Source organism: Pseudomonas sp. PNPG3 (assembly GCF_023093815.1).
Taxonomy (GTDB): Bacteria; Pseudomonadota; Gammaproteobacteria; order Pseudomonadales; family Pseudomonadaceae; genus Aquipseudomonas; species Aquipseudomonas asiatica.
The window spans coordinates 1-22,888 of record NZ_JALLKV010000051.1 but is presented as its reverse complement, the minus strand read 5'-3'; the positions used below and the strand labels follow the sequence as shown (position 1 = coordinate 22,888).

Here is a 22,888-nt window from a genome sequence, read left to right as displayed (position 1 = left end):
AGCCATGCACAACCGTATCGAATGGGCCAAGCACGCCCCCGAGGCCTACAAAGCCATGGTCGGCCTGGAGCAGGCCTTGGCCAAGAGTGGCCTGGAGAATTCCCTGCTGGAACTGGTGCGCCTGCGGGCTTCGCAGATCAACGGCTGCGCCTACTGCGTCAACCTGCACGCCAACGATGCGCGCAAGGCCGGTGAGACCGAGGCACGCCTGCAGACCTTGTGCGTCTGGCAGGAAACCGCCTACTTCACCCCGCGCGAACGTGCTGCGCTGGCCTGGGTGGAGAGCCTGACCAGGCTGCCCGAGCACGGCGCGCCGCAGGGCGAATATGAAGCCTTGCAGGAACACTTCGAGCCGGCGGAGGTGGCCAACCTGACCCTGGCAATTGCCGCCATCAATGCCTGGAACCGATTCGGGGTCGGGTTTGCCATGGTGCCGGCCTGATCACTCTTGACTTCCTGTGCCGGCCTCTTCGCGGGTGAACCCGCGAAGAGGCCGGCACAGGCAACATCTCAACGCCCGGCCAACCGCGCCCGGTAGCTGCCAGGGCTCTGCCCGGTCCACTTCTTGAACGCCCGGTGAAACGCACTGGGCTCCTGGAACCCGGTCTGCTCGGCAATCTCGGCAATGCTCAACTCCCCTTCGCGCAACCGCTCGAAGGCCATTGCCCGGCGCACTTCATCCTTGATCTGCTGGTACGAACGCCCTTCCCGCTCCAGCTGCCGACGGAAAGTACTGGCACTGACCCCCTGCTGCTGCGCCAGCGCCGCCAGCGTCGGCCAATGCCCATAACGCCGCGCCCGCAGGTGCCGGTACACTTCGGCCACCAGCCCGTTCTGGTTGCGAAAGCGAATCACCAGCCCCTGCGGCGCACTGCGCAGGAAGGTTTTCAGGGCCGCCAGGTCCTGCACCACCGGCAGGCGCAGGTAGGCGCTGTCGAACTCCACCTCGGTGCGCCCGCTGCCCAGGCGCAGGTCCGGCCCCCACAGCAGCAGGTCGTCTTCCTGGGCCGGGCGCGACACCGCCAGCTCGGTGCGGTCGATGGCGATCCGCCGCCCGGCCAGCCAGCACAGCATGCCGATCATCAGCACCAGGTAGGTTTCCTCGGCATACACCCGGGTCAGCGGGTCGGCGATGCTCGACTGCACGCTGATCAGCGCCCGCCCGCCACGCACCGTCAGGCTGCCGCGCAGATCGCGCAGGAACAGGCCAAAACCGCCCATGCACTGGCGCAAGGCCTTCTCCAGGTTCGGCTCCAGGATCAGGCCTCGGCAGATCAGGGCGAAACTGCCCGGCGGCATGCCGTGGCTGTCGAGGCGGAAGAACTCATCGTCCAGGCGCTGGATCAGCGCCAGCCACAGCTGGGCGAAGGCCTTGGCCGGTACACGCGCCTGGGGCTGCTCGAGCAGTTGTGGGTCGATGCCCACCGCACGCAGCTGCGCATCGCGTTCGGCGGGGCAGTCGCGCAGGGCATGGAGCATGGCATTGAGGAAGTACACGGCGACCGAATCGCTATCGCGCATGGCGGTTTTCGCTGTCTATGCTGAGTGGCAAAAAGTGCCAGGTTGTCTGAACAGTTCCGGCATAGGCTGCAACAGAGCCTTTGCCTAGACTCGGTCCCACTCCGGGATCGTCGGCCATTCTCGCAGAGCCTGGCCCGGTCCCGCCATGCCTTCGCAATCGGAGCCCCTATGAGCAGCGCAGAAATCTACGTCGTCAGTGCCGTCCGTTCAGCCATTGGTGGTTTTGGCGGTTCCCTCAAGGACCTGCCGCTAGCCGACCTGGCCAGCGCCATCACCCGCGCCGCCATCGAGCGCTCGGGCGTGGCCGCCGAGCAAGTCGGCCACCTGGTGATGGGCACGGTGATCCCCACCGAACCGCGTGACGCCTACCTGGCCCGCGTAGCGGCAATGAACGCCGGCATCCCCAAGGAAACCCCGGCATTCAACGTCAACCGCCTGTGCGGCTCGGGCCTGCAGGCCATCGTCTCGGCAGCCCAATGCCTGCTGCTCGGCGACACCGACGTGGCCGTGGCGGCCGGTGCCGAATCCATGAGCCGTGGCCCGTACCTGCTGCCGCAGGCACGCTGGGGCGCTCGCATGGGTGATCTGCAAGGCATCGACTATACCGTCGGTGTGCTGCAGGACCCGTTCGAACACTTCCATATGGGCATCACCGCCGAGAACGTTGCGGCCAAGCACGGCATTACCCGCGAAATGCAGGATGAACTGGCCCTGACCAGCCAGCGCCGCGCCGCTCGCGCCATTGCCGAAGGCCGCTTCGCCAGCCAGATCGTTCCGCTGGAACTGAAAACCCGCAAGGGCAGCGTGCAGTTCAGCACTGACGAGCATGTGCGTGGCGAGGTGACCGCCGAGCAACTGGCAGGGATGAAGGCGGTGTTCAAGAAAGACGGTACCGTTACCGCCGGCAACGCCAGTGGCATCAACGACGGCGCTGGCGGCCTGGTACTGGCCACTGGTGATGCGGTGCGCCGCCTGGGCCTGAAGCCCCTGGCCCGCCTGGTGGGCTATGCCCATGCAGGCGTCGAGCCTGAACTGATGGGCCTTGGCCCGATCCCGGCCACCCGCAAGGTGCTGGAGAAGACCGGCCTGAGTGTGCAGGACCTGGACGTGATCGAGTCCAACGAAGCCTTCGCTGCCCAGGCTTGCGCCGTGGCTCGCGAACTGGGCTTCGACCCGGAAAAGGTCAACCCCAACGGTTCGGGCATTTCCCTGGGTCACCCGGTGGGCGCCACCGGCGCGATCATCGCCACCAAGGCCATCCATGAGCTGCAGCGCATCCAGGGCCGCTATGCCCTGGCCACCATGTGCATCGGTGGTGGCCAAGGCATCGCCTTGGTCTTCGAGCGCGTCTGACGGAGCCTGACACATGAGCATTGAACAGATTGCCGTGATCGGCGCAGGCACCATGGGCAACGGCATTGCCCAGGTGTGCGCGGTAGCCGGCTACCAGGTGCTGCTGGTGGACGTGTCCGACGCTGCGCTGGAGCGCGGCGTGGCCACCTTGAGCAAGAACCTCGAGCGCCAGGTCGCCAAGGGTACCCTCGACGCCGACAAGGCGGCAGCTGCCCGCACCCGCATTCGCACCAGCACCGACTACACCCAGCTCAGCAGCGCGCAAATGGTGATCGAAGCCGCCACCGAGAACCTGCAGCTCAAGCAGCGCATCCTGCAGCAGGTGGCCGCCAACGTCGCCGCCGACTGCCTGATCGCCACCAACACCTCGTCGCTGTCTGTCACCCAGCTGGCGGCCAGCATCGAGCACCCCGAACGCTTCATCGGCGTGCATTTCTTCAACCCGGTGCCGATGATGGCGCTGGTCGAGATCATTCGCGGCCTGCAGACCAGCGACAGCACCTACGCCCAGGCGCTGGTGGTGACCGAAAAGGTCGGCAAGACCCCGATCACCGCCGGCAACCGCCCTGGGTTCGTGGTCAACCGCATCCTGGTGCCGATGATCAACGAAGCGATCTTCGTGCGCCAGGAAGGCCTGGCCAGTGCCGAGGACATCGACACCGGCATGCGCCTGGGCTGCAACCAGCCGATCGGCCCGCTGGCCCTGGCCGACCTGATCGGCCTGGACACCCTGCTGGCGATCATGGAGGCCTTCCATGAAGGCTTCAACGACAGCAAGTACCGCCCTGCCCCGCTGCTCAAGGAAATGGTCGCGGCCGGTTGGCTGGGGCGCAAGAGCGGCCGCGGTTTCTTCACCTACTGAGGAGCGAACGCCATGCCCCCGGTCAATGCCGCGATGCGCTGTGCCAACTTTGAAGAGCGACGTGACCGGGCCATGGCGCTGTTTGCCGAAAAGGGCTTCGGCCAGGTCAGCATGCGCGAGCTGGCGGCCCATGTGGGGCTTACCGCAGGCTCGCTGTATCACCACTTCCCCAGCAAGCAGGACCTGCTGTACGACCTGATCGAGGAGTTGTACGAGGAATTGCAGGCCACCCTGAACCAGGGGCGCCGGGCCATGGCGCGCGGGGCGTCGGCGCTGAGCTGCCTGATTGCCGCGCACTGGCAGCTGCATGCCGAGCGGCCCATGCAGTTTCGCCTGGCGGAGCGCGACTTCTGTTGCCTGAGCGACGACCAGCAGGCGCGCCTGGCCTTGTTGCGCAAGCGCTATGAGGCGGGGTTGCTGAGGTTGATCGCACCGCAGGCGAAGTTGCAGGGACAGGCCCTGGTGGCCACGGCGCATGTGGTGGCGACGCTGCTGAACCAGTTGCCGGGGCTGTTGAAGGCCTTGCCCGAAGAACAGGGGCTGGGGTTGATGGAAAGCATGCTGGTGGGTGGGCTGGAGCGGACCCTGCGCTAGCCTGCTCCGGCCCTTTCGCGGGTAAACCCGCTCCCACAGGAACTGTGCAAGTCTCAAGGTTTGCACGGTTCCTGTGGGAGCGGGTTTACCCGCGAAAGGGCCAGTGCAGGCTAGCGCAGGAGCGACTGGATCTGCTCGTGCAAGGTATCCAGGTCGAACGGCTTGGCCAGGATCGGTGCCTTGCGGGTGATCGGGCTGCCGGACTCGAGAATCTCCGCCGGGTAGCCGCTGATGAAGATCACCTTCAGGTCCGGCCGCAACTTCACTGCCGGCTCGGCAATGTCCACCCCGGAAATCCCGCCCGGCAAGCGGAAGTCCGTCACCATCAGGTCGAGGTGCGGCTTGCTCGCCAGGATCGCGAACGCCTGCTCGCCATCCTCGGCCACCAGCACGTGGTAGCCCTCGCCTGCCAGGTAATCACGCAGGATCATGCGAATCGCCGGTTCGTCCTCGACCACCAGTACTACATCTTGTGCATCTTCACTCATGTCAACGCCTTGAAATACTTACAGCTGGCCATCAGACCCCAGGCTCACGCAGAGGTTGCCCTTGCCTGGTCGTTTTGTTGTTCGCAGGTTGCCAGTGGCAATTGCAAGGTGAAGGTGGCGCCTTTGCCCTCTTCACTCTCCACCAATATGCGCCCGCCATGGGCCTGGACGATCTGCTCCGATATGTACAGCCCCAGGCCCAACCCACCCGTGACCTGCTGGGTGGCGACCCGCTCGAACTGCTGGAAGATGCGCTGCTGGTTGGCAATGCAGATGCCGATGCCATGGTCCTGCACCTGCACGCAGGCCAGGCCGTCCTGCTCGAATACCCGCACCTGCACCGGTTTGCGCTCACCATAACGCAAGGCATTGGACAACAGGTTGGCCAGCACCTGCTCGATGCGAAACTCGTCCCACTCGCCCAGCAGCGGCTCGCAGCGTTGCAACTCGATATGGGTGTCCAGTGCGCTGGCCTGGGCAGCAAAGTTCTCCACCAGGCCGCGCACCAGTTGGCCCAGGTCGAACGCCTTGGGCCGCAGCGACAGTTTGCCGGTGCGGATGCGCGATACATCAAGCATATCTTCGACCAGGCGGATCAGGCTGTTGATCTGCCGCTCGTCGCGCTCGACCATGGCCTGCAGCTTGTCGACGCTGAAGGCGGCAAGGTTGCCGCGTGCCAGGTGCAGCTTGCGCAGCTGGGTTTCCAGAATCAGGCCATTGAGCGGGGTGCGCACCTCATGGGACACGATCGACATGAAGTCATCGCGCATGCGCACGGCATGCTCCAGTTCACCCCGCGCCGTCTGCAGCTGGGCCAGCAGCAGTTCCTGCTCCTGGCGGCTGCGTTCCAGGGCCTGCAATTGGCGGTCGAGCACCTTGCGCTGGCGGTACAGGTCGACGAACACCGACACCTTGCTCTTCACCGCCAGGGTGTCGAGCGGCTTGTGCAGAAAGTCCACCGCGCCGCTTTCATAGCCCTTGAACGCGTAGTTCATCTCGCGCCCGGCGGCAGTGACGAACACGATGGGGATGTTGCGGGTCTTTTCCGTGCCGCGCATCAGCTCGGCCAGCTCGAAACCGTTCATGCCCGGCATCTGCACGTCGAGAATGGCCAGGGCGAACTCGTGCTCGAGCAACAGTGACAACGCTGCCTCGGCCGACTGGGCCTGGTGCACCTCGCGGTCTTGGCCCTGGAGCAGGGCGTCGAGGGCCAGCAGGTTTTCTGGCAGGTCGTCGACGATCAGCAGTTTGGCGATGGTGTGGCTTAGCATGCGCTAGGTTCCAGGGCGGCGAGCAATCGCTCGATGCCACTCAGAGAAAGAATATGGTCGGGCTGGTGCAGGGCCAGTGCGGCCTCCGGCATCAGCGCCACCTGTGCGTCGCAAGGGTCCTGGACCACGGTCCGGCCCCCATTGCGCTTGATATAGGCAAGGCCTTCTGCGCCATCCTCGTTGGCCCCGGTGAGCAACATGCCCAGCAGGCCGGCACCATAGGCATCGGCCGCCGACATGAACAGGTAGTCGATCGCCGGCCGGGAAAAATGCACCGGCGGCTCCTGGCTCAGCGACAGGGTCAGGTCACGCTCCACCGACAGGTGATAACCCGGCCCGGCCACGTAGATCTGCCCGGGGCGCAGCGGCTGTTTGTCACAGGCCTCGCACACTGGCCGCCGCAGGCGACGTTGCAGCACCTCGGCCAGCTGGCTGTGGCGGTCATCCGGCAGGTGCAGCACGCAAATTACCGGAATGGCGAAGCCGGCCGGCAACGCGCCCAGCACACTGAATAGCGCTGTAACGCCGCCGGCCGAGGCGCCGATCACCATCGCGCGTACGCCTTTCATGACTTGCGGTAGATCCGTTCGGGCTTGACCAGCGGCTCGAAGCGCTCGCTGTAGGCGGAGAAATCCACCGATTCCTTGCTGCCCAGCACCAGGAAGCCGCGGTGGCACAGGGACTCGTGGAACAGGCCCAGGGCGCGGTCCTGCAGTTCCTTGTTGAAGTAGATGAGCACGTTGCGGCACGACACCAGCTGGGTTTCGGAAAACACGCTGTCGGTGGCCAGGCTGTGGTCGGCGAAAGTCACGTTGTCCCGCAGGGTGCTGTCCATGATGGCGTTGCCGTAGGCGGCCGTGTAGTACTCGGCAAAGTCCCGTCGGCCACCGGCGATGCGATAGTTTTCGGCGTACTCGCGCATGCTCTGCATCGAGTAGATACCCTGCTTGGCCTTGTCCAGCGAATGCGGGTTGATGTCGGTGGCATAGATGATGGTGCGCTCCAGCAGGCCCTCCTCGCGTAGCAGGATGGCCATCGAATACACCTCCTCGCCCGTGCTGCAGCCGGCAATCCACACCTTGATCGACGGCCAGGTGCGCAGCAGCGGCACCACTTCGTTGCGCAGCGCCAGGTAGTGCCCCGGGTCGCGGAACATCTCGCTGACCGGGATCGTCAGGTACTGCAGCAACTGCATGAACATGCCTGGGTCGTGCAGCACGCGCTCCTGCAGCGCCGACACCGTCAGGCAGTCGAACTGGCGCAGCGCATGCAGGATCCGGCGCTTGATCGACGCGCCGGAATAGTTGCGGAAATCGTAGCTGTACTTGAGGTAGATGGCCTCGATCAGCAAGCGGATTTCGATATCGGTGTTACGTTCGCTAGTCAAATTCGCTCCAGTTGCGGCAGCCACACACGGATCAGCGAGAACAAGCGGTCCAGGTCGATCGGTTTGGCCAGGTAGTCGTTGGCGCCGGCCTGCAGGCAACGCTGCTGGTCATCCTTCATCGCCTTGGCGGTCACGGCAATGATCGGCAGCTTGCGCCAGCGTGGTTGCTGGCGGATCAGCCGGGTGGCCTCGAAGCCGTCCATTTCCGGCATCATCACATCCATCAACACCAGGTCGATGTCGTCATGCTGCTCCAGGCGCTCGATGGCCTCGCGGCCGTTGCGGCCGATTTCGACGATCGCGCCCTTGTGCTCCAGCGCGCTGGTCAGGGCAAAGATGTTGCGCACGTCGTCGTCCACCAGCAGCACCTTGCGGCCTTCGAAAACCTTGTCGCGGCTGCGCGCGGTCTTGAGCATGCGCTGGCGTTCGTTGGACAGCTGCGACTCGACCTTGTGCAGGAACAGCGTCACTTCGTCGAGCAGGCGCTCCGGCGAGCGTGCGCCCTTGATGATGATCGAGCGCGAATACTTGAGCAGGTCGGCTTCTTCTTCGCGGGTAAGATTGCGCCCGGTATACACGATCACCGGCGGGAAGGCACGGATGTCTTCGGCGGTCATGCGCTTGAGCAACTCGTTGCCGAGCATGTCTGGCAGCTTGAGGTCAATGATCATGCAGTCGTAGATATTCTCGCGCAGCAACGCCAGGGCATCCTGGGCCATGGCCACGGCGGTGATCTCGACATCGTCGTCGCCGATCAGACGGGCAATGCTCTCGCGCTGCAGGTCGTCGTCTTCCACCAGCAGGATGTGCTTGAGCTTCTGGGTCAGCTTGGCCTCCAGCCGGGCGAAAACTTCCTTGAGTTGTTCACGGCTGGTGGGCTTGACCGCGTAGCCGACGGCACCCATGTGCATGGCGGCCTCGACGCGGTCCTCAACGGAAATGATATGCACCGGGATGTGCCGGGTGCTCGCTTGCTCCTTCAGGCGTTGCAGCACGGTCAGGCCGGAATGGTCGGGCAGGCGCATGTCCAGCAGGATGGCATCGGGGATGTACTGCACGGCCAGTTCGAAGCCCTCGTCGGCGCCCTGCGCCACCAGGCAGCTGTAACCCAGCTCGTGGGCCAGGTCGAAGAGGATGCGGGCGAAGTTCGGTTCGTCTTCGATCACCAGGATGCAGCGGTTGCCGAACGGCGCGCGCTCACGGTCATCGGCAAACACTGGTGTCGGGCGTTTCGGTGCCGCCACCACTGGTGCCTGCGGCGCGGGTGGCAGGCTATCGACCGCAGGGCGCAGGCTGAGCGGCTCGATATCCTGCGCCACGCGCTCATAGCGCTCCGGCAGGATCAGGCTGAATACACTGCCCTGGCCGGGGCTGCTGTCGACGCTGATCTGCCCACCCAGCAGGTGCGCCAGGTCGCGGGAAATCGACAGGCCCAGGCCGGTGCCGCCATAACGGCGGTTGCTGGTGCCATCCACCTGGTGGAATGCGCCGAAGATCGCCTGCTGCTGGTCGGCGGCGATGCCGATGCCGGTATCGCGCACGGCAAAGACGATGCCGGTGCCAGGCTGGTAACCGATGTTCAGGCTGACCTGGCCGCGCTCGGTGAACTTGATGGCGTTGGACAGCAGGTTCTTGAGAATCTGCTCCAGGCGCTGGCGGTCGGTGAACAGCGTGGCCGGCACCTGCGCCTCGGTGGTCACCTCGAAGGCGAGGCCCTTGTGCCCGGCCAACGGCTCGAACATGCTGCGCAGGCCTTCGACCAGGCGCTCCACCTGAGTGGTTTCAGGGCGCACTTCCAGCTTGCCGGCTTCCACCTTGGCGATGTCGAGAATGTCATTGATCAGGTTGAGCAGGTCGTTGCCGGCCGAATAGATGGATTCGGCGAACTTGACCTGCTCGTCGCTGAGGTTGCCCTCGCCGTTTTCCGCCAGCAGCTTGGCCAGGATCAGCGAGCTGTTCAGCGGCGTGCGCAACTCGTGGGACATGTTGGCGAGGAATTCGGACTTGTACTTGCTCGAACGCTGCAGTTCCTCGGCACGCGCCTGCAGCTCGTCCTGGGCCTGGAGCAGTTCGTCGTTCTTGCGGTCCAGCGCCTCGGTGCGCTCCGACAGCTGCTCGTTGGTCTGCTCAAGCTCCGCCTGCTGGGTTTCCAGGTGGGCCTGGGACTCCTTGAGCACGCGGGATTGCTCTTCGAGCTCTTCGTTGGCGGTTTTAAGTTCTTCCTGCTGCACTTGCAGCTCTTCGTTCAGTTGCTGGGTTTCGGCCAGCACCTCCTGCAGGCGCTGCCGGTAACGGGCGCTTTCGATGGAAATACCGACGTTGCCACGGACCCGCTGCAGCATCTCTTCGTCACGCTCCTGCAACGGCCGCAGGAAGCCCAGCTCCAGCACGCCGTTGATCTGCCCGTCGTCGCTGGAGGGCATCAGCATGGCACTGCGCGGCAGGCCCCTGCCAAGGCCGGAGCTGAGTTGGAAATAGTCTTCAGGCAAGTCGTCCAGGCGCAGCAGCCTCGCTTCGCGCACGGCCTGGGCCAGCAGCCCCTCGTGGTCACCCAGTACCTGCTCGCGCGCCTGCTCCTCGGCATCCAGGCCATAGCTGGCAACACGCACCAGGCGGCCATGTTCGTCACGCACGTACAACGCGCCTACCACGCTGCCCAGGTAGCTGGCGAAGAAACGCAGGATGTTGTCACCGAGCATGGGCAGGGTCAGCTGGCCGAGCACCTGTTCGGACAGTTGCGTCTGCCCGTTGCGCAGCCAGGCCTGATGCTCCAGGCGCTCGGCGGCGCGCTGCTGGGCCTGGAAGTTTTCGTCATAGGTAGCGGACAGCGCCAGCAGGTCGCGCCGCCCGAGGTAGGCCAGCAAGGCGCTGAGGCCGACGATGAACAGCACGAAGGACGACATGACCGTGACGGTCACACTGTTGACCCGCTCGTTGCGCGCCATGCGCAATTGTTGTTCGCTGCCGATGAGGTTGTCGAACTCCTTGCGGATCTCATCGGTCAGGCGCTTGCCGCGGCCGTTGCCGATCAAGGCGCGGTAATCACCCTGGCTGCGGCGCAAGTTGATCATCTCGCTGCCGAAGGTGTTCCACGCTTGCTGCAGGGCGATCAGCCGGTCGATGCGTTCGACCTGTTGCGGGTTGTCCTCGACCATGCCGCGCAGGCTCTGCAGGCTGCCGAAAATGCGCGGCTTGGCCACCTCGTAGGGGTCGAGGAAACGCTCATCGCCGGTGATCAGGAAGCCACGCATGCCGGTTTCCATGTCGATCGACAGTTTGACCGCTTCGTTGGCATTGCCGATCACCCGGTCGGTGTGCTCGACCCACTGCAAGGCCGAAAGCAGGTAGTTGATCACCGCAACGAAGGCCACGGCCCCCAGCAGACCAACCCCCAGGGGTAGGCCGACGTTGCGGCTCAACAGCTTGCGGAAGCTTCGCTGGTCCATCGAGGCTGCTTGAATCATGTGAAAACGCCCGAGCTAAAAGTCCATTGAAAAGTGTGGCGGATCTGTCTTTGTCATTATCTGCCACTGCGCCGTCCTGTTAAGCGAGTCTAACCAGCTTTGCCGGGTCTGGCAGGGCATTTAGCCAGTATTTGAAGGCAGCGTGCGCCAAACGTTCCATCTGATTGCAGTGCCCGGTATCCTCGGGAACTTCTGCTGCCATCTGGAGCACAGATTAAAGACATTCATTAGCACAGGATCCGAACCATGCACCTTCTGGTAGTCGAAGACGACGACATCGTACGCATGCTGATGGTCGAAGTGCTCGACGAACTGGGCTACACGGTCATCGAGGCGGACAGTGCCGGCGCGGCGCTGCGCATTATCGAGGACCCGGGCCAGGAGTTGGCGCTGATGCTGACCGACGTGGGGTTGCCGGACATGGGTGGCGAAGAGCTGGCCGGCAAGGCGCGCGAGCTGCGGCCGCTGTTGCCGGTGCTGTTCGCCAGTGGCTATGCCGAGAACGTCAATGTACCGGAGGGCATGCACCTGATCGGCAAGCCGTTCAGCATCGACCAGTTGCGCGACAAGGTACAGGCCATTCTGGGTAACCCTTGAAATCGGTGCCGCCTGGTTCGCGGGCTTGCCCGCTCCCACAGGGTCAGCACAAGTTTGAGTGCAGTGGAATACCTGTGGCAGCGGGCTAGCCCGCGAAGAGGCCGGCACAGGCTGTAGCTGACTACAGTTCCCTGCGCAACAGGTAGCTATCCATGATCCACCCCTTGCGCGCCCGCTCCCGCTCACGCATCTCCAGTATCTGTGCCTTCACCGTTTGCAACGGCCCGGCAATCAGCACCTCATCCGCAGTCCCCAGGTACGCGCCCCAGTAAATCATCAACGCCGGATCATCGAGCCGGGCAAACGCGCACTGCCCGTCGAGCATCACCAGCACATTGTCGATCTGCCCCTGCCCGGCCAGGCGCCGCCCTGGCAATACGGTCAACGGCTCACCGATGCGGTTGAGCGGCACCTGATGGCGCGCTGCCAACGCCTGCACGCTGCTGATGCCCGGAATGACCTGCAGGCGCAGCGCCACACCACGCTCGCGGACCAGGCCAAGGATGCGCAGGGTGCTGTCGTACAGCGTCGGCTCGCCCCACAGCAGGAAGGCGCCGGTTTCCCCAATGCCTATCTCCTGTTCGATCAATTGGGCATACAGCGCCGCACGCTGCCGGTGCCAGTCCTGCACCGCGCCCAGGTAGTCATCGGCCTGGCCATCGCGTGCAGGGTCGGCCACCTGCACCAGGCGGTAGCCGCCCTCGGGCCGGTAGCGTTGGAGGATGGCCTTGCGCAGGCGCAGCAGTTCGTCCTTGTCGCCGCCTTTGTCGAGCACGAAGAACACACTGGCCTGGCGCAGTGCATCGACCGCCTCGTAGGTGACCTGGCGCGGGTCACCGGGGCCGATGCCGATCAACAACAGGTCTTTCATTGCCCTGCCCTTTGCGGAAACCAGCAGCCATTGTCAGGTGGCTGCCGGTATTTGGCAAAGCGCCCCGTCAGAAGATGGAGAAGTTGTAGCTGACGATGACCCGTGTCTCGTCCATGTCACGCGCCCATTTTTCATAATTGCTGCGGTAAGTTGAATTACGCAGACGCACGCTTACGTCCTTGAACGTGCCACCTTGCACCTGGTACTTGAACTCGGTGTCGCGTTCCCACTCTTTGCCTTCGGCCGTACTGCCCGGCACCTTGATATTGTCACCGTTGATGTAACGGGTGAAGAAGGTCAGGCCAGGCACGCCCAGGGCCTTGAAGTCATAGTCATAACGCACCTGCCAGGAACGCTCCTGGGCGGCGGCGAAGTCGTTGACCTGGGCATAGTTGACCAGGTAAGGGTTGGTGCCATCCAGGTATGGCATGGCACTGTCGCCATACATGCGCTGCCAACCGGCACTGAGCTTGTGGCCACCCAGGCTGTAGCCGAGCATGCCGCTGAACGCGCGATGGTCGATTTCGCCGGCGCGGGCATTGCCGATGTCATCACTCTTGATCAAGCGCAGGTCTGCCGACAGGCTGCCCACCGCCAATGGCTGGCTGGCCACCAGGCCGAGGAAGTGCTGGCGGTAGATGTTCTCCAGCTTGGCCACCTGGTACTGGGCGCTGAAGCGTTCGTTGAAACGGTAATCGACACCAGCCAGGTCGAAGTGATCAGCCTCGATACCGCAGGCATAGCGCTTGTTCTTGCAATGCACGCGAATGTCCTGGCGGTCGGTGGAATCCCGTGCGGTGTACTTGTCCAGGCGGGCCAGGGTGAACTTCAGGTCGCGCACTTCTTCGGAAGTGAGCATGGCGCCATGGAACATGGTCGGCAGCAGGCGGCCATCGTTGTACTTGAGCAACGGTACATCCGGCATCATCGAACCGTACTTGAGCACGGTACTGGAAACCTTGACCTTGGCCGCCAGGCCCATCTTCGCGTACTGGTCGGCCGAGTGGCGCGGGTCGTGACCGGAAGACGGCAACAGGCCGCTGTTACTGTCCGCCGGGCTGGAGTCAAGTTTGAAGCCGAACATGCCCAGCGCATCCACGCCAAAACCTACCGGCCCCTGCGTGTAACCCGACTGCACATTGAGGATGAAACCTTGTGCCCATTCTTCGCGTTTGGACGCACCCTGGCTGGAACTGCTGTGGCCGTCACGAAAATCCCGGTTGAAATAGACATTGCGTGCTTCGACCTTTGCACTGCTGTCTTCAAGAAAACCGGCGGCCTGGGCATTGACGCCGGCACACAACAGGAACAAGCCGGCAACACGACGCCCGGGGGCGAGGGGGAAAGGGGCAAACATGGGAGAAAACATCCGGAATCAAGGCGAGTAAACAACCTGTGGCACGTGTTGGCCACGGTACTGCGAGGGGGCCGAACAATAGCCGGCCATCATCTGAAATGATCGCGCGAAGCCTCTGGCACGGGCCATTGGACCATGGTCTAAGCGCGCCACAAGACAACCGCGGAAAAACCGGACAATACCGCACGCAAAACTAGGAAAGTTCCCTGCTTACTTACAAAAAGTTTGCAGTTTACCCAGTACCCATGAATGACTACACTCGATATCAGCGAACAGCGGAACCCACCCGCGTGGCCGGCGTTTTTATTCTTCTTCAATGTTCGTCACGCCCTGCCACGACCGACGTACAGGAGTGATTACAGTGTCCAGACTTGCAGAGTTTCGTGCTGCCGAAAAAGCGCTCCAGGAACAGATGGCGCAACTGGAAGCGTTGAAAAAGGATGCCGGCCTCAAACGCGAAATCGAATTCGAGCAGAAACTAGTCGGCCTGATGAAAAGCTACGACAAGAGCCTGCGCGATATCATCGCCATCCTCGACCCGAAGGCAGTGGCCCGGGTTTCCAGTGCAGCACCCAAGCAACAGCGCCGCGCGCGCGTGGTAAAGGTTTACACCAACCCGCATACCGGCGAGCGAATCGAGACCAAAGGCGGCAACCACCGTGGGCTCAAGGCCTGGAAAGAACAATACGGCGCCGCCACGGTAGAAAGCTGGGTACGCTGATGAAACGTCCACACGCACTTCACACTTTTTTCACAAGGGCTGGCTCAGTATCGAGACAGCTAAAGGACTAGCGACCCCATCACGCGCCCGCACATGCGGGCCTCTAATTCCAGCGCCCTGCCTTGTGCAGGGCGCTTTCATTTGCGCAATCGGCACACTGCCGTATCATGGTCAGCCTGTCTGTTTTGCCGGTGCCCTGCGCCCGGCCCCGTCTCAGGAGTTCCCATGAGCCTGCACGATCTGCAAACCCTGCCTGGCGTCACCGCCCAACCGGACGCCGCCACCGCCCAGTTCGTCTTCAACCACACCATGCTGCGGGTAAAGGACATCGAAAAGTCCCTGGACTTCTACACCCGCGTGCTGGGTTTCCGCCTGGTAGACAAGCGCGACTTCCCCGAAGCTGCCTTCAGCCTGTACTTCCTGGCCTTGGTCGACCCGGCGCAGATCCCGGCCGATGACAACGAACGCCACCAGTGGATGAAGTCTATTCCGGGCGTGCTGGAACTGACCCACAACCACGGCACCGAAAACGATGCCGAGTTCGCCTACCACAACGGCAACACCGACCCGCGCGGCTTTGGCCACATCTGCGTCTCGGTACCGGACGTACGCGAAGCCTGCGCACGCTTCGAGGCACTGGGTGTACCGTTCCAGAAACGCCTGCAGGACGGGCGCATGAACCACCTGGCCTTCGTCAAGGACCCGGACGGTTACTGGGTCGAAGTCATCCAGCCGACCGAGCTCAAAGGCTGAGCACTCATCGCTGCTCGCTCGTCGGGCCGGGAACTCCCGGCCCTTTGCTGTGGTATATGAAGGTAACTGCTTCACATGCCACAGCGAGGTAAGGACGATGCAATCTCTTCACTGTGAATATCGCAAGCACACCATCACCGCCAGCGTGATGCCCCACCCCGATTCCCCCCTGCCCTATGCCGCCGGGTGCCTGATTACCGACCCCGAAGGGCACACCAGCAGGCGCATGTCGATGCCGATGAAGTTCTTCTCCGACCTCGAGAACGCACAGCATGTGTCGCTGGCCCATGGCCGGGCGCTGGTCGACCAGCAGCTGGATGAAGGGCACAAGGTGTTCTGACCTTGTCAATGCTTGTGCCGGCCTCTTCGCGGGTAAACCCGCTCCCACAGGGGTAGCGCCGTTGCTACATGCGTGCGCTATCCCTGTGGGAGCGGGTTTACCCGCGAAAGGGCCGGCACAGGAATAATCAGATATCCCGGGCGTACGCCACCGCCGCCTCCACCTGCGCCAGGGTGGGTCGCACCCCGGTGTAAAGCACGAACTGCTCCAGCGCCTGCAGCGCAATCACCTCCAGCCCGGTGATCACTGGCTTATCCAACGCCCGCGCTCGGCGGATCAACGGAGTGCTCTCCGGCATCGCCACAACATCGAACACCCGCGCCGCCGCGGCGATGGCGTTCTCGGAAAACGCCAGCTCCTCGGCCTCGGGCCCGCCCGCCATGCCGATCGGCGTCACGTTCACCAGCATGGGTGGGCACAGGTCGCCCAGCTCCGCCACCCAGCGATAACCACACACATCCGCCAGCTGCCGCCCCGCCTGCTCGTTGCGCGCAACGATGATGCCTTCGGCGAACCCGGCATCGCGCAAGGCACTGGCTACCGCCTTGGCCATGCCGCCACTGCCGCGCAGGGCAAACGCCGTGGACGGGTCGACCTGGTGCTGCGCCAGCAACTGACGCACGGCCAGGTAATCGGTGTTGTAGGCCTTCAGGTGGCCATTGGTATTGACCAGGGTATTGACCGACTCGATGGCCGCAGCCGATGGGTCGATCTCGTCGACCAGGGCCATGCAGGCCTCCTTGTACGGCATCGATACCCCGCAACCGCGGATACCCAAAGCGCGAATGCCCGCCACCGCCGCCGGCAGGTCATCGGTGCGCATGGCCTTGTAGTAGAAGTCCAGGCCGAGCTGCTGGTAAAGGTGGTTGTGGAACCGTACACCGAAGGTGCCGGGGCGACCGGCCAGGGAAATGCACAGCACGGTGTCTCTGCTTGGAGTTGCCGACATAACCTGCTCCTTTGTCATAACTGAAACGTTTGTTCAGCGTAACAGAGGTAACCGCTGGTCGTCCCTTACACAACCTTTACCGTTCCCCCGTGCTCAGCTGACGAAGAGTGGAGTCATAGTAATAGGACCCCACACTTGGGGTGTCCTTGCGAGGGTTTCTTCATGAACCGTCACATTCCCGGAATCGCCCTGCTGGTCGGTGCCCTGGCCATCAGCGCACCCGCTGTCGCCCACGGCGGCCATGGCCATGGCGGTTGGTACGGCCCCGGCCCGCTGCTGGGTGCGGCCGTGGTTGGCGCCGTGGTCGGGGCGACGGTTTATGGCGGGCGTGACCGTACCGTGTACGTCGAGCGCCAACCGGTCTACTACGGGCCGCCCCCGGTGTACATGCAACCACCGCCACCGCCGGTGTACTACCAGCCGTACTACGTGCCAGCACCACCGCCTCCGGGCTACCGCACCTACTACGGTCCGCCACCGGTGTATTACGGCCCGCCGCGCTGGTAAATGTTGATAGAACCAATGACCACTATCGAGGAAGTTAATTTCAAACCGCCCCGGCTGCTGCGTAAGGTAGGGCCATGTTTTACAGGAGGTCCACATGGCCACTATCCAGATCATGTCCGTTGTTGGCAGTGCCGTCCCCGCTTCGCTGCGTGAGCAGGGCCTGCTCGCATGCTGGTACCTGGTGCGCAACGGCGAAGCCGTAAGCGGCCCGATGCCGACCCGCGCCTCGGCCCAGGCCCTGGTCGAACAGTTGCAACCAGGCACCATGGTCGCCTGACCCGTATTTGTTGTGCGTTGCTCCCTACGCCCTTCTGGCCCGCCTACCTGGCGGGTCTTTTTTTGCCTGGGCGTTACGCCTGCACCTCCCCGCCGCAGGCAATGAACATTGCCAACAACGCGGCCAACTGGTGCTCACGCTGACCGTAGCCCGCGCCAGGCAAGCTGGCCCAGATAGGCGCGGCCTTGGCGATCGCCTGGGCAATGCGGCCAGCCTTTATCAGTGCCAAGGCACCGCGTTCGCTCAGCAACTTGATTGCCGCCAGGTCCTGGGCCTCAGGGGTAAAGCGGCCATTGAAGCCATAGGTACTCACGATGGCATCCCAGGTACCGGCCAGAATCTGGTACCGCCCAGCCGCAGAACTGTGGATGCCGTAGCTGGGCAACCACACCCTCTGCTTCGGGTGCCCGCTGTAGTCATTGAACAGTTGGCCGCCGACCAGGACGTTGTAGCCATCGTCGCTGGCAGCGATGGTCGAGGTACCCTCGGACCAGGCCAGCATGTCCAGGAACGCGAGCACGTTCGCCCCGCCGACAGCGGCAGAATCCAATCGAGCCATGTTGTCTCCATGCAGAAGAAGCCCATACCCATGGGCGTGAACAGAATTTGTCTTGCGGGCCGCCTCACTCACCCTGCTTCCCGCGCAGGCGGGCGACGCCCTCGCCCTGGACGGTGACCTGCCGGGGTGGATGGCCACCTCGACTGGTCAGCGCTTCGATCTTGCCTTCCAGGCGCCCTACAGTGATCACCAGTTCATTGCGTTCCTTTGCAAACTGATCGGCCCTGGCCTGTGCTTCTCTTCGGGCGTCACGCTCGATATCGAGCAACTCGTTCAGGCGCCGGACCACGCCAATATCAGCGTTGTCCATGGCACGGTCAGCCGCATCCCTGGACAGCCACTTGCGCAGCCAGAGGAATGCGCCCAGCAACACGGTGCCTGTTCCGCCCAGCCAGGTGATGGTGCCTGGGCCGAGGTCAGTCGGATCCATGAAAACCTCATTACCAATGGTGATGTCGTAAGCCCTGGAGAACAGCTTCTCGGTGGCTTTCCTTGCTTGCATGATTAATTTAGCCTACAGCTAATTTCATGACAAGGAAAATTTAGCTGTTAGCATATTTAGCAGCAAGCTAAACACTGGCATGCTTCGCTCCATGGACATCTACGAAATTCGCAAGCACAACCTGGTCAAGCTGATCGGCAACCAGAGAAAGGGATCCTGCGCAGAGCGCTGGGGGATGGCGCCTGCGCACCTGAGCCAGATCCTTTCGGACAAGACAGCGAAGAACCTGGGCGATGATGTGGCCCGCCGAATCGAGGGCATCGAAGGCTTGCCGCGGGGGTGGTTCGACGCGATGGCAGCGGGCGACCAGGCGCAGTCGCCGGCCGAGGCTGGCGACAGCAAGCTTTCCGCGGCCGACCTGGTCAAGCAGATGCTTGCCAGAAGCGGCAGAGGCATCCCTGAAGAAACCCGGCAAAGGCTGCTGGCCGCCGCCGAGGAGCCGGCAGATTCGACACTGGTGGCCGCTGAACCTGCTCGGCCAGGCCTGGTGGGCGACGAAGTGTGGATTGCCCACTACGACGTCCGCGCAGCCATGGGTGGCGGGCAGATCCCCCACGACTACCCCGAGATGTTCAAGGATGTTCGCGTCAGCCCAAGCCACCTGCGCGAGCTGGGCGTGGAGTTCAGCGAGCACCACCACCTGAAGATGGTGACCGGTTGGGGCCAGTCGATGGAGCCGACCATCAAGCACCGCGACCCGCTGATCGTGGACGTCAGTATTCGCGAGTTCGTCGGTGACGGAATCTACTTCTTCTCCTGGGGCGACCACATCTATATCAAGCGATTGCAGATTGCCGACGAAGACCATTTCGAGATGATTTCCGACAACTCGCGGCACAAGGACCGCATGATTCGCCGGGAAGAGACCTACATCCAGGCCAGGGTGCTGCTGGTGTGGAATGCACACCTTGTGTAAGGCGAAGCCCACCACCCCGGCGTAATGCTGTCCCTTCGCGGGCAAGCCCGCTCCCACAGCCAAGCGGTACGCGTACCCTGTGGGAGCGGCTTTAGCCGCGAAGAATCCAACGCGGTGCATGGCACCGGCTTCGCCGGTGTTCGCGGCTAAAGCCGCTCCCACAGAGCCCCTGCTAATTTAATGAGTTATGCGCGGTTCTATGGGAGCGGGCTTGCCCGCGAAGGGCTGCAAGGCAGCCCCATCGATGCCACATCAGACTTGAGTGAACAGCATTACGCTACCCCGCAGGCTCTTTCTGACCTTCAGAAAGGTGCCGCCTCCTCGGCCTGCTGCTCGCTGTCCTGCTCGACGATAAAGTCGTCGCGCTCCTCCACGCTGCTGCGCTCCCAGCGCACCGTCACGCTCTCGTCGTCGTTGAAGGTCAGTTCCAACTCGGGCGTCTCGGCCAGCAGGCCCATCACCTCCTCCCACTCGGCATCACCGTCGGTATCCAGGCGATGCACCGTCACCCAGCGCTGCGTCTGCGCGAGCGGGTGGTTGATCATCGCTGATACCCGCAAGCTCAGACGCTCCATTCCGGTTATTTCCTGGCGCTGATGGGGCGTCGACTTCATGTGCTTAGACATACTCATATCCTGACGGCTGTATATTCGTACAGTATTCAAGGAAAGCTTATCTCACCGCCAAATCAAGCGTAAAGCCCCGCTGCGGAAAATTTTCGCCAACAGGTAATTTGTCGCCCGGCGAAATAATTTTAGCCATAAGCTATTGATGATGATTTAGCGCAGAGCTAAATTCCACTCCAGCAGCCGCCACCGTGCTGCTGCGGCACCAACCGACATTTCCATTCAGGAGTTCCCCCCATGAGCGTAGATATCAGCAACCTCACCATCGCCGTTCCGGTAGCCGAATCGTCGATCAGCACCGTAGCGGTCGAACTCACCGGCAGCGAAGCGATTGCCCTGTACCCGAACTACGTGACAGTGCTCAGCGATGGTTCGGTCCAGTTGTCTGCCCCCACCAAAGGCGCTTCGAGCAAAAGCACCCGCAGGACCCGCTGCGAGTGGTCGGAGCCGGAATACTGGAGCCTGGGCGGCGCCTTGGATCACTGGAATCGCCAGGAAATGACACTGACCAAGGTCAACTGGGCGCAGAAGGTGGTTATCGCGCAGATGCACGTCTACGGGGACGACAGCCCGCCCGTGAAGGTGTTCTGGAAAAAGGGCGACATCACCCTGGGGTTTCGGCGGACCTACAACCAGGCGGATCCTGTGAATTCGACGGTGCTCAAGGGGGTACCGCTGGGGTCGAAGTTCGAGGTGAGCATCCACGCCACGTCGGCAGGCGTGGTCACCGTTACCGCCAAGTACAACGGGGTGACGGGTTCGTCCGGCGATCTCCAGTTCGACAGTACCTGGGCTTCGCGGCTGTTCGAGTTCCACGGCGGGGTGTACAACCAGGTGGACTACTCCGACACGACGCCCGCCGATGACGGCTCGATCTGCATCATCAGCGACCTCTCGCTGATCCATGCCTGAACCCAGGCACCCGGCGAGACATCCCGATGCCCCTGCATCCCGGCACAGGTTGCATCGGGATCGCCCTGCATTTAGCGATCAGCTCGAATGGCTGTCGCCCAAACTTCCTGATTCCCGGATGAACTAAGCTGTTCGGGTCTCTTTTTTCCAGACAGGGTTAGGCCCCATGAGACTGTTCGATTTCATTGATAGCAGTATGGAACCCATTCTCCAGGCTTGGGAAAACTACGCCCGCTCGGTTGAAACAGAGCTGCCGAAGCAGGACTCCTCCGGCTTGCGCGATCATGCCGAAAAGATGCTCCGCACCTGGCCAAAGACATGAGAACGCCTCAGAGCAGGCAACAACAGTCCGAGAAGGCACAAGGCAGAGGCCCCAGGAGTTCAAGCGAAACCGCAGCGCAGACCCACGCTGTTGCTCGCTTGATAGCTGGGTTCTCGATGGACCAGATGGTGTCCGAATACCGGGCATTGCGCGCAAGCGTTCTGTCACTCTGGCTTACCCAGGAGTCGTTCGCAGACGCGCATCATGTTCAGGACATGATCCGGTTCAATGAAGCGATTGACCAGGCGCTCGCAGAGTCGATCGCTGCCTACGGAACGGCAGTCGAGGCGACCCGGAAAATGGTGCTAGCCGTGCTCGGTCATGATTTGCGTTCGCCCTTGGGCGCGATACTCATGGCTGGCGGGCTGATCCAGCGGCAGGCCGGGCTGGATGAAAAGGGAAAGGTACTTGCGACCCAGGTTTGTGCCAGTGCACATCGGGCAAATGTCATGATCAACGATCTGCTGGATCTGGCCCGCTGCAATCTGGGGACTGGCATTCCAGTGGATTTGCGGAAAATGGATTTGAATCCAATCTGCAAGGCTGTCATTGACGAACTGCGCACGGCGTTCCCGCACGCGCGGATCATCCTGGATGAGCAGGCGCACATCACGGGCCAATTCGACCCTGACCGCATCTCTCAGGTTTTCTCCAACCTGATAGGCAATGCCCTGCGCCATGGCGATGCAACGGCCCCGATCAAGGTCACGCTGGCCAAGGTGGATGGTGTTCCACGGGTCAGCGTCCAGAATTCCGGAGAACCTATTCCACCCGAGGTGATGCCCTAGATCTTCAAGCCGGAAGGGAGATACTCGAGCTACTCATCCGGAGAGCGTGGCTCAGCAGCGGGGCTCGGCCTTGGCCTGTTCATCGCATCGGAGATCGTGGCGAACCACGGTGGCAGAATTGAGGTGGAGTCGACTGAGGAGGACGGGACGACCTTCGAGGTTGTTCTGCTGTCTTCGGCAGAGTGATGATGGGTACAGAATTGGTACAGGATTAAATTTCGTTCACGTTGCGCCCTTTAGTCATAAGGCATTCGACAGCAAATCAGCCATACTCCAGAAATGTTATTTGCGCTTTGCTAAGTTTTCGTGAGTGGCGAAACCCAATGAATTCGGGGGTTTCGTCTCTCTCGACCACTCTGCACCACCCGCAAAAACTCGTCTATTGGTACAAAAAATGGTACCGCCTACCGCGGCGTTCTGCCGTCCACGATTCGTCTTGGCTCCCCCCTTTCACAATCCTCTGCAGATTCAAGCGTGAGCAGGCCACTCTTCCTGATCGAGCAGCGCCCACAGTCTGGCCGACTCAACGATCTCCAGCATGTCGACCAGATCGCCGTCATCGACCTCTTGCCGCCGGCGCGCGGCATAGGCCATCTCATCGAGCACTGCCGCGCGCCCATCAGGATCAGCCACCAGGGCAACCTGGTCGTTCAGCTCGGCCAACCATGCCTGCGGAAGCTCAGTTGCCGTAATCGCCCACCGCCCGGCACCACCACGACTGGGCGTAAAGGGCGCCGTCGACTTCCTCAACACCGTTGATGTTGATCCCGAGCTGGGCCATGCCATTGAGCTTGGCTTCGTGCAGTCGGGGGATGATGTCGGGTCCGGGCGACGGGTTGAACACCCACGCCTGGGTCGAAACCCGGCCCAGCGGCTCACTGTGGTGGTCACCGATGTGGATGTCGGCCCGCAGGGGCTGGATCTTCCTGAGCTGATCGGAAGGGATGGCCA

The 22,888-nt window shown here is 62.5% G+C and carries 26 protein-coding genes and 1 pseudogene; 13 read left to right on the top strand and 14 right to left on the bottom strand.

All coding sequences use genetic code 11. From position 1 onward, the window contains the following. The first annotated feature begins 4 nt into the window (after window positions 1-4). The gene (locus tag MJ643_RS24325) at window positions 5-442 is read left to right on the top strand and encodes a carboxymuconolactone decarboxylase family protein (protein WP_023661771.1); all 438 of its coding nucleotides are present in this window, start codon (window positions 5-7) and stop codon (window positions 440-442) included. 68 nt (window positions 443-510) lie between these two features. On the opposite strand, the gene MJ643_RS24320 is transcribed toward MJ643_RS24325, so the two are convergent. After that, on the bottom strand, window positions 511-1,521 hold the full coding sequence (locus tag MJ643_RS24320; RefSeq protein ID WP_208209506.1) for an AraC family transcriptional regulator: 1,011 nt from the start codon (window positions 1,519-1,521) through the stop codon (window positions 511-513). A 168-nt stretch (window positions 1,522-1,689) separates the two neighbouring features. Between MJ643_RS24320 and MJ643_RS24315 the strand changes: the two genes are divergently transcribed. Genes MJ643_RS24315 through MJ643_RS24305 form a run of 3 tightly spaced genes read left to right on the top strand, consistent with a single transcriptional unit; the run spans window position 1,690 to window position 4,330 of the window. After that, on the top strand, window positions 1,690-2,874 hold the full coding sequence (locus MJ643_RS24315; RefSeq protein WP_013973108.1) for an acetyl-CoA C-acyltransferase family protein: 1,185 nt from the start codon (window positions 1,690-1,692) through the stop codon (window positions 2,872-2,874). Window positions 2,875-2,887: 13 nt separating this feature from the next. After that, window positions 2,888-3,736 carry a 3-hydroxybutyryl-CoA dehydrogenase gene (locus MJ643_RS24310; protein ID WP_013973109.1) on the top strand — a complete coding sequence of 283 codons (849 nt, stop codon included), beginning with the start codon at window positions 2,888-2,890 and terminating at the stop codon, window positions 3,734-3,736. A 12-nt stretch (window positions 3,737-3,748) separates the two neighbouring features. Further along, window positions 3,749-4,330: a TetR/AcrR family transcriptional regulator gene (locus MJ643_RS24305; protein ID WP_208209505.1), complete on the top strand. Its 582-nt coding sequence runs from the start codon at window positions 3,749-3,751 to the stop codon at window positions 4,328-4,330. Window positions 4,331-4,440: 110 nt separating this feature from the next. Here MJ643_RS24305 and MJ643_RS24300 read toward each other — a convergent pair whose 3' ends face one another. From MJ643_RS24300 to MJ643_RS24280, 5 genes are read right to left on the bottom strand one after another with little or no spacing between them, the layout of a single operon-like run. Continuing rightward, window positions 4,441-4,818, bottom strand: coding sequence for a response regulator (locus MJ643_RS24300; RefSeq protein ID WP_003256176.1), 378 nt, complete (start codon window positions 4,816-4,818; stop codon window positions 4,441-4,443). A gap of 44 nt (window positions 4,819-4,862) precedes the next feature. Beyond that, a complete protein-coding gene (locus MJ643_RS24295; RefSeq protein ID WP_208209504.1) occupies window positions 4,863-6,089 on the bottom strand; it encodes a hybrid sensor histidine kinase/response regulator in 1,227 nt (408 codons plus the stop codon). Then, window positions 6,083-6,658 carry a chemotaxis protein CheB gene (locus MJ643_RS24290; protein ID WP_013973112.1) on the bottom strand — a complete coding sequence of 192 codons (576 nt, stop codon included), beginning with the start codon at window positions 6,656-6,658 and terminating at the stop codon, window positions 6,083-6,085. Before MJ643_RS24290 ends, MJ643_RS24295 begins: the two co-directional genes overlap by 7 nt. Then, complete coding sequence (locus tag MJ643_RS24285) at window positions 6,655-7,476, bottom strand: protein-glutamate O-methyltransferase CheR (protein ID WP_003259474.1); 822 nt, start codon at window positions 7,474-7,476, stop codon at window positions 6,655-6,657. Before MJ643_RS24285 ends, MJ643_RS24290 begins: the two co-directional genes overlap by 4 nt. Next, window positions 7,473-10,940, bottom strand: coding sequence for a response regulator (locus tag MJ643_RS24280; protein ID WP_024087339.1), 3,468 nt, complete (start codon window positions 10,938-10,940; stop codon window positions 7,473-7,475). The genes MJ643_RS24285 and MJ643_RS24280 overlap by 4 nt, the downstream gene beginning before the upstream one ends. Window positions 10,941-11,186: 246 nt before the next feature. Between MJ643_RS24280 and MJ643_RS24275 the strand changes: the two genes are divergently transcribed. Further along, window positions 11,187-11,537 (top strand): response regulator, encoded by a 351-nt coding sequence (locus MJ643_RS24275; RefSeq protein ID WP_015270807.1) that lies wholly within the window; start codon window positions 11,187-11,189, stop codon window positions 11,535-11,537. 121 nt (window positions 11,538-11,658) lie between these two features. Here MJ643_RS24275 and cobF read toward each other — a convergent pair whose 3' ends face one another. Together cobF and MJ643_RS24265 are read right to left on the bottom strand one after the other, a co-directional pair. Beyond that, window positions 11,659-12,408 (bottom strand): precorrin-6A synthase (deacetylating), encoded by a 750-nt coding sequence (gene cobF, locus MJ643_RS24270; protein WP_196184995.1) that lies wholly within the window; start codon window positions 12,406-12,408, stop codon window positions 11,659-11,661. A 67-nt stretch (window positions 12,409-12,475) separates the two neighbouring features. Further along, window positions 12,476-13,765 carry an OprD family porin gene (locus MJ643_RS24265; RefSeq protein ID WP_024087340.1) on the bottom strand — a complete coding sequence of 430 codons (1,290 nt, stop codon included), beginning with the start codon at window positions 13,763-13,765 and terminating at the stop codon, window positions 12,476-12,478. A gap of 361 nt (window positions 13,766-14,126) precedes the next feature. Between MJ643_RS24265 and MJ643_RS24260 the strand changes: the two genes are divergently transcribed. The 3 genes from MJ643_RS24260 (at window position 14,127) to MJ643_RS24250 (ending at window position 15,579) form a co-directional block, all read left to right on the top strand. Next, a complete protein-coding gene (locus MJ643_RS24260) occupies window positions 14,127-14,486 on the top strand; it encodes a histone-like nucleoid-structuring protein, MvaT/MvaU family (RefSeq protein ID WP_015270810.1) in 360 nt (119 codons plus the stop codon). 225 nt (window positions 14,487-14,711) lie between these two features. Next, window positions 14,712-15,239 carry a lactoylglutathione lyase gene (gene gloA / locus MJ643_RS24255; protein ID WP_013973118.1) on the top strand — a complete coding sequence of 176 codons (528 nt, stop codon included), beginning with the start codon at window positions 14,712-14,714 and terminating at the stop codon, window positions 15,237-15,239. Window positions 15,240-15,336: 97 nt separating this feature from the next. Further along, window positions 15,337-15,579, top strand: a complete 243-nt coding sequence (locus MJ643_RS24250) for a hypothetical protein (protein ID WP_023660829.1) — start codon at window positions 15,337-15,339, stop codon at window positions 15,577-15,579. A 127-nt stretch (window positions 15,580-15,706) separates the two neighbouring features. Here MJ643_RS24250 and MJ643_RS24245 read toward each other — a convergent pair whose 3' ends face one another. Next, entirely contained in the window at window positions 15,707-16,528 is an 822-nt protein-coding gene (locus tag MJ643_RS24245) for a shikimate 5-dehydrogenase (protein WP_024087341.1), read from the bottom strand. Between the two features lie 162 nt (window positions 16,529-16,690). On the opposite strand from MJ643_RS24245, the gene MJ643_RS24240 reads away from it, so the two are divergent. Further along, a complete protein-coding gene (locus tag MJ643_RS24240) occupies window positions 16,691-17,035 on the top strand; it encodes a hypothetical protein (RefSeq protein ID WP_015270813.1) in 345 nt (114 codons plus the stop codon). A 94-nt stretch (window positions 17,036-17,129) separates the two neighbouring features. After that, window positions 17,130-17,312, top strand: coding sequence for a hypothetical protein (locus MJ643_RS24235; protein ID WP_003259487.1), 183 nt, complete (start codon window positions 17,130-17,132; stop codon window positions 17,310-17,312). A 73-nt stretch (window positions 17,313-17,385) separates the two neighbouring features. Here MJ643_RS24235 and MJ643_RS24230 read toward each other — a convergent pair whose 3' ends face one another. Together MJ643_RS24230 and MJ643_RS24225 are read right to left on the bottom strand one after the other, a co-directional pair. Continuing rightward, complete coding sequence (locus tag MJ643_RS24230; RefSeq protein WP_061551719.1) at window positions 17,386-17,871, bottom strand: glycoside hydrolase family 104 protein; 486 nt, start codon at window positions 17,869-17,871, stop codon at window positions 17,386-17,388. A gap of 64 nt (window positions 17,872-17,935) precedes the next feature. Beyond that, a complete protein-coding gene (locus tag MJ643_RS24225) occupies window positions 17,936-18,301 on the bottom strand; it encodes a hypothetical protein (protein ID WP_013973123.1) in 366 nt (121 codons plus the stop codon). 163 nt (window positions 18,302-18,464) lie between these two features. Here MJ643_RS24225 and MJ643_RS24220 point away from each other — a divergent pair, with 163 nt between their 5' ends. Further along, window positions 18,465-19,289, top strand: a complete 825-nt coding sequence (locus MJ643_RS24220) for a S24 family peptidase (protein ID WP_024087343.1) — start codon at window positions 18,465-18,467, stop codon at window positions 19,287-19,289. 302 nt (window positions 19,290-19,591) lie between these two features. On the opposite strand, the gene MJ643_RS24215 is transcribed toward MJ643_RS24220, so the two are convergent. After that, on the bottom strand, window positions 19,592-19,915 hold the full coding sequence (locus MJ643_RS24215; RefSeq protein ID WP_023662493.1) for a DUF1654 domain-containing protein: 324 nt from the start codon (window positions 19,913-19,915) through the stop codon (window positions 19,592-19,594). 237 nt (window positions 19,916-20,152) lie between these two features. Here MJ643_RS24215 and MJ643_RS24210 point away from each other — a divergent pair, with 237 nt between their 5' ends. Then, window positions 20,153-20,827 (top strand): polysaccharide lyase family 7 protein, encoded by a 675-nt coding sequence (locus MJ643_RS24210; RefSeq protein ID WP_013973126.1) that lies wholly within the window; start codon window positions 20,153-20,155, stop codon window positions 20,825-20,827. Window positions 20,828-20,993: 166 nt separating this feature from the next. Continuing rightward, window positions 20,994-22,123 (top strand): annotated as a pseudogene (locus MJ643_RS24205) (HAMP domain-containing sensor histidine kinase). 282 nt (window positions 22,124-22,405) lie between these two features. Here MJ643_RS24205 and MJ643_RS24200 read toward each other — a convergent pair. Both MJ643_RS24200 and MJ643_RS24195 read right to left on the bottom strand, forming a co-directional pair. Further along, a complete protein-coding gene (locus tag MJ643_RS24200) occupies window positions 22,406-22,630 on the bottom strand; it encodes a hypothetical protein (RefSeq protein ID WP_247727027.1) in 225 nt (74 codons plus the stop codon). Beyond that, a partial coding sequence (locus MJ643_RS24195) for a hypothetical protein (protein ID WP_247727022.1) occupies window positions 22,617-22,888 on the bottom strand: 272 nt, incomplete at its 5' end. The genes MJ643_RS24195 and MJ643_RS24200, both read right to left, overlap by 14 nt.